The 5,416-nt window shown below is 52.5% G+C and carries 7 protein-coding genes; 2 read left to right on the top strand and 5 right to left on the bottom strand.

The features are described from left to right. Positions 1-188, top strand: a 188-nt coding sequence (locus Q0231_RS01410) for a hypothetical protein (RefSeq protein WP_299344068.1), incomplete at its 5' end; no start/stop codon positions are given. A gap of 1 nt (position 189) precedes the next feature. Here Q0231_RS01410 and Q0231_RS01405 read toward each other — a convergent pair. The 3 genes from Q0231_RS01405 to Q0231_RS01395 form a co-directional block, all read right to left on the bottom strand. Then, on the bottom strand, positions 190-954 hold the full coding sequence (locus tag Q0231_RS01405; RefSeq protein ID WP_299344065.1) for a 2-phosphosulfolactate phosphatase: 765 nt from the start codon (positions 952-954) through the stop codon (positions 190-192). A 1-nt stretch (position 955) separates the two neighbouring features. Beyond that, complete coding sequence (locus Q0231_RS01400; protein WP_299344062.1) at positions 956-1,573, bottom strand: LysE family translocator; 618 nt, start codon at positions 1,571-1,573, stop codon at positions 956-958. Positions 1,574-2,051: 478 nt separating this feature from the next. Continuing rightward, complete coding sequence (locus Q0231_RS01395) at positions 2,052-2,372, bottom strand: hypothetical protein (RefSeq protein WP_269392135.1); 321 nt, start codon at positions 2,370-2,372, stop codon at positions 2,052-2,054. A gap of 526 nt (positions 2,373-2,898) precedes the next feature. Between Q0231_RS01395 and Q0231_RS01390 the strand changes: the two genes are divergently transcribed. Next, positions 2,899-3,498, top strand: a complete 600-nt coding sequence (locus Q0231_RS01390; RefSeq protein ID WP_299344057.1) for a LysE family translocator — start codon at positions 2,899-2,901, stop codon at positions 3,496-3,498. A gap of 141 nt (positions 3,499-3,639) precedes the next feature. On the opposite strand, the gene Q0231_RS01385 is transcribed toward Q0231_RS01390, so the two are convergent. Further along, a complete protein-coding gene (locus Q0231_RS01385; RefSeq protein ID WP_299344071.1) occupies positions 3,640-4,227 on the bottom strand; it encodes a DJ-1/PfpI family protein in 588 nt (195 codons plus the stop codon). 83 nt (positions 4,228-4,310) lie between these two features. After that, positions 4,311-5,416: ribosome biogenesis GTPase Der (gene der, locus Q0231_RS01380; RefSeq protein WP_299344053.1), on the bottom strand; the 1,106-nt coding region annotated here is incomplete at its 5' end.

Genomic DNA, 5,416 nt, shown 5'->3' with positions numbered 1-5,416 from the left:
GACATTCGCACAGATGCTTATCGGCCATTATGAAGCGCTTTGGGTTCGTCTTTGGTGGCGTGATCCTTTTGTGTCTTGGTATTTGGCTGGGCATGCATATTGAGCGGTGGTTGATTGTTGATTCCTGTCTTGATGGTGGCGGTGCGATCAATATTGAGCGCGGCTTTTACGACTGTGAATTTGAATAAATCAACGACTTTCGTACCGGCAAACTTGCATATCTAAGACAGTTTCTGAGGGTACATCATTGCCTTTCAAACCAATCTCACGATAGGTGCGCGCTTCGCGCATTAAAGTGGGCACAACGTCGCTCACATCCAGCTGCGCGGCCCATTCCACATCTTCAACAAACCTGCGCTCGATTAGTTCTTTGCCAGATAGACAATCAGCAAGGCTGTCATATAGATTTCCAGCAAGGGATTGGAATGAGGCAACAGCAAGTTTTGCTTCGGCACTCAAGTCCCACCCATCGCTGAAATAAGAAGCGATTGCACCTGCGGCGATCCAATCTTCAAATGCAGGGCGCAATGAGCCGTCTGTTTGCCAACGTTCGCCTGCTGCTACAATGATCACATTCTCGCCCAAGCGCTGTGCGACTTCTGTGACGGATTTTGCATTGCGCAACGCGCCGCTCAACACATGTTTTTGGCGCGCAAACAGCGTCAGGTTGGAGCCATTTGGCGAGGGCAAGACAATGCGTTGCCCCTCTGTTAGCTGGTTCAACGAAGGTGGCGAAAGCGACAGACCTTGCCCTTTTCGCTTGCCAACAATTTGTAAATCCAGCAATTGCGCAAAGCGTTTTGCCCCGTCGCGCAACCCAAATGGGTAGACGGTTGCCCCGCGTGAACAAGCCACGCTGAGGGCTGACGAAAAGCTGAGGCAATCAACAATCACCGCCGTTTGCGCGTCAGCGTCGAGCGCCCGTTCGCCCCACTCAACGTGCACACGGGCCATTTTAGTGCGCCCGCAGCCCGATCACGATGGCGGCAGTGCCGATCAGCGCGGCGGCGGTGCGGTTCATGATTTTATAAACGCGCGAAGACTTAAGCCATTCGCGCGCGCCTGATGCCAGTAACGCATATGGTGTCAAAACCGTCACAAGAATAAAGAATGTCGCCACAACAACGATTGATAGTTCACCTGCGCCGTACGCGCTCAAATCCAAAAGCACTGGCACCAAAGCCAAATAGAAGAACATTGGTTTGGGATTGCCCATGGTGATCAAATAACCGTTTAGCATGGATGCAAAACCAGAGCGTTTTGACGACCCTTCATCGGCTTTGAGTTCGGATGTGTTGGTCCAAAACTTCCACGCCAAAAACAAGAGATAGGCAACGCCAATATAGCGAATAACGGTAAACGCTTCCGCATAGATTTCACTAATGGCGGCGAGCCCCAAAACGGCCATCACCAACCACGTTGTATCGCCAAATGCAATCCCGATGATCATCGGCATCGCGCGTTTTAAGCCGCCACCAAGGGCCGTGCCAATCAGCGCCAAAACGCCAGGGCCAGGAATGGCCACTGCAATAGCAAGCGCAATACAATATGTCGCAAGGGTTGCGAATGTCATTTGAGGAACCTCGAAATGGGATGGTAAAGCACGAACCTTAGGCTTGGTGGAGATTTTGGTCAATCGCGTTTATGGCACCTGCGGGTTTGCCTCCGCCGAACTTTCTTCGCGGAGCTGATCGAGTTTGCAAGGCGCGAGGCGGTTTTTCGTCTCGAATAGGGTAGTGAATGAGGAGACGTAAAACGCCTCGCGCAAATGACCGCTGCACGAATTGATTTCAACCCGGGGTGCTAAACCCTTTTATCCCCTTACCAACGCCACAGAGCCGTGATGAAGCATTGACTGCTCGGCCTGTCAAAAGTTTCGGATGGTCATCAAACCACCAGCGGTTTACGGTTATCCTCGGTGTCGGACTGGTCAAATTCAATTCGTGCGAACAACAAACGTCTTGTTGCTCAGCCATCCCCTGAGTTTTGAACTTTAGCCGTTCCTGCGCACATTTTAAGTGAGCAGATTATGGGCCTCTGTTCGCCGCCCCTCACTCGTCAGTGATCTGCACGGCTTCAAACTCAGGTGCGATAATATTGGCATGTGTTTTCTGGGGGAGGATAAGTTTTTTCGTATTTGAGCTGAAATGGCCCCGCATCAAGTGCGGGGCGGTACGGGCGGGAAATGTGGTTTCAACGTGCGCTGTCTCTCCCATGATGCAAACTTGCGCATTGCCCTCATCCTGAGCTTGTCGAAGGATGAACCGCACAGCACAGCATTCATGGTTCGACAGGCTCTCCATGAGGTTGGGTGTTGCGTTTGGATCATTAGACGCCGCATCAAGTGTGGGTGATGTGGTTTCAACTTGCACCGTCCCGCACTTGATGCGGGACCATACTGCAGCACAACGGGTTCGGCCCTGCACTTGGTGGGCAAAGCAATCATTGAACAGCCAACACTACCACTCCCCCGCGCGTCATCCCGGATATCGGCAGAGATCCAGGAGAGAACATCCTTAGGAAAGGCACTCTTGGTTTGCTCCGGCCTGGATCCCTGCCTACACAGGGATAACGGGCAGGAAGTAATCTTGCGCATTGCCCTCGTCTTTGCCTCGCTCGTCAACTTCTTCCATATCCCTCTCGTCACCCTCGGGCTTGACCCGAGGGTCCATGATGAATCGGCATGGGGTAAAGCTGCCTGTATGTGACCAACGTTGCGACAAGCAGCACAGCCAAATGGATCCCCGGGTCAAGCCCGAGGATGACGATGGAGGAACTAAGCATGTGTGAAAGTGATAGTCAGGCTGCCGTCATCAATTCTTGTGATGCCACATCCAAAAAATGAATTTCTCAAGCCGCTAAACTCGTGTCAGCATGAGGAACAACGGAGACAGCAAAATGCTCTTAGGCTTCATCATTGCGACCATCGTCATCACCCTTTCACCGGGCCCATCGATTATTCTGCTGCTGGTCGTCAGCCTCAGACGTGGGGCAATGGCGGGGATAAAGTACAGCGCCGGGGTGATTTCCGCCGATACAATTCTGATTTCGCTTAGCTTGTTGGGCCTTGGGGCGTTGATGCAAAGTTCGGTTTTGCTGTTTAACGCGGTGAAATGGGCGGGCATTGCATATTTGATTTATCTTGGGATCAAGCAATTGCGGGCGAGCGCAGATGTGGATGTTGCGGCAGCTGAAGCGTCAGCTTCACCCTACTTGCAAGGGCTGGGCACCACGCTGCTCAACCCAAAAGCCATCGGTTTTTTTGTGGCCTTCTTCCCGCAGTTTATTGACCCCAACCAAGCCTTTTGGCCGCAATTGATGTTGCTGGGGCCTTTGTTCCTGAGCATGGTGTTTGTGATGTTTTCCATAATCGCCGTTTTGGCATCGCACACCAAACTGCTGTTTGAAAGCCGTGGCGGACAGCAAACCTTGAAGTTTGGTTCGGCGTTTGGGTTGATCGGCAGTGGATTTGCGGCAGCGTTTGCACAGCGGGTTTGAGGCCCCCCAAACTAGATTTCGGCAAAAACCCAGCCTAAAACCACTTCGCTTTTTCCTATCGTGATAAGGATTATAGCCACCGCGTAGCCACATGCGGATGGGGACGCCAGCCAAATTGAAGGCTTCTCCGTAGACAGTTGGTCAGGTAGCGTTCAGATCTGACCCAAATTCAGCGGCCATCATGGCTTTGAATTGCGCGATTGTACTTTGATCCATGCCAATACTATCGTAGACGGCGGCGGCAAAGCTTACGGGAGCGGTGCCGGGGGCAGTTATAATACGGTTCGCTGAGACTGCGGACGGGCTTTTGAGGTAGTGTTCAGTCCCCGCATAGTCCCGTGCATTTTGAGTGAGATAATCTAGATCATTAGACGTGTGCGGCCCCTCATTTAGCAGGCCAGCACGCGCCAGCGCGAGGGTTCCGCCACAAATTCCAGCGACCACAGTCCCACTAGAGTGTTGTTGGTTGAGCAGGTTTCGGATATCCGGCGATTGATCCGTCGTCCAGATCATACCACCTACAACAACAAGTGCGTCTGGTTGCCAGTCTTGCAAGTTGTCTAGGTTTTCAGAAACCTGTGCGCTTAAGCCGCCTTGCGAGCGGACTTGTCCGGCAACTGGAGTGAAATATTGAACTTCAAGCCCGTAAAACGGGCCTGCGGTTCCGCCAATTAGGGCATATTCCCAATCAGCAAAACCTTGGGTGAGCAATAAGGCAATTTTAGACATCGACACGGTCTTTCTCAAACGATTCACATGAGAACATAACGTGAACGGCTAAAGTTGGCAAGAATATTAGACCGGTCAACCGCCTAATACCGCTTCGCTTTTTCCTTATCGTGATAAGGGTTATCGCCACCGCGCAACCACATGCGGATGGGGACGCCAGCCAAATTGAAGGCTTCGCGCAGACCGTTGGTCAGGTAGCGTTCGTAAGATTTTGGCACCGCATCTGGGCGCGATGAGAAGATGATGAAACTCGGTGGCCGGGTTTTGGCTTGGGTCATATAGCGGAAGCGCAAGCGGCGGCCGGAAACCGCTGGGGGTGGATGGCTTTCGGTCTTTTCCATCAACCATCGATTCAAGCGGGCGGTGGAAATCCTTGAATTCCAAGTCTTTTCTACCTTTAGCACCGATTCCATCAAGCGATCGATGTTTTTGCCGCGCAGGCCAGAAAGCGTAACCAGCGGCACGCCTTTAAGCTGTGGTAGCAAACGCTCACATGATTCTTGCATGTCTTTGAGGTGTTCTTGCTTGTTCTTTACCAAGTCCCATTTGTTGAGCGCGATCACCAAGGCACGGCCTTCGCGTTCCACCAAATCGGCAAGTTGCAAATCTTGTTTTTCAAACGGCACTGTTGCATCGAGCATCAGCACAACAACTTCGGCATATTGAATGGAGCGCAGCGCATCGGCCACGGAAAGCTTTTCGAGCTTTTCCTGCACTTTGGCGCGCTTGCGAATACCGGCGGTGTCCACCAAGTTGATGGTCCGGCCCTGCCATTCCCACGGCACCATAATCGCGTCGCGGGTGATACCGGCTTCGGGACCGGTCAACACACGTTCCTCGCCAACCATTTTGTTGATCAGGGTTGATTTACCGGCATTTGGGCGGCCAACAATCGCAACGTTTAGGAAACGCGTTGGGTCATATGTGCCCTTGCCGTCTTCAACGCCTTTGCCGTCTTCGTCCAACTCCACGTTGATTTCTGGCATCATGGATTCGTCGAGCTGGGCGACGGCCTTCTCAAACTCTTCTTTGCCTTCCTCAAGCACTTCAGCGGCCGCTTCAATAGCCGTTGCTACAATGTGATAAAGGTCGGCAAGGCCAAGACCATGCTCAGCAGAAAGCGCAACAGGGTCGCCCACCCCAAGTTTATAGGCTTCAAACAGGCCAGCTTCAGCGGCGCGGCCTTCAA

Origin of the sequence: uncultured Maritalea sp., assembly GCF_937139385.1 — a bacterium.
Classification (GTDB): Bacteria; Pseudomonadota; Alphaproteobacteria; order Rhizobiales; family Devosiaceae; genus Maritalea; species Maritalea porphyrae_A.
This window is presented reverse-complemented; position numbering and strand designations above follow the sequence as displayed.

Coding starts and splice junctions, on each gene's coding strand:
- Q0231_RS01390 (WP_299344057.1), top strand. CDS start 2,899: ATGCTCTTAGGCTTCATCATTGCGACCATCGTCATCACCCTTTCACCG.
- Q0231_RS01385 (WP_299344071.1), bottom strand. CDS start 4,227: ATGTCTAAAATTGCCTTATTGCTCACCCAAGGTTTTGCTGATTGGGAA.
- Q0231_RS01405 (WP_299344065.1), bottom strand. CDS start 954: ATGGCCCGTGTGCACGTTGAGTGGGGCGAACGGGCGCTCGACGCTGAC.
- Q0231_RS01400 (WP_299344062.1), bottom strand. CDS start 1,573: ATGACATTCGCAACCCTTGCGACATATTGTATTGCGCTTGCTATTGCA.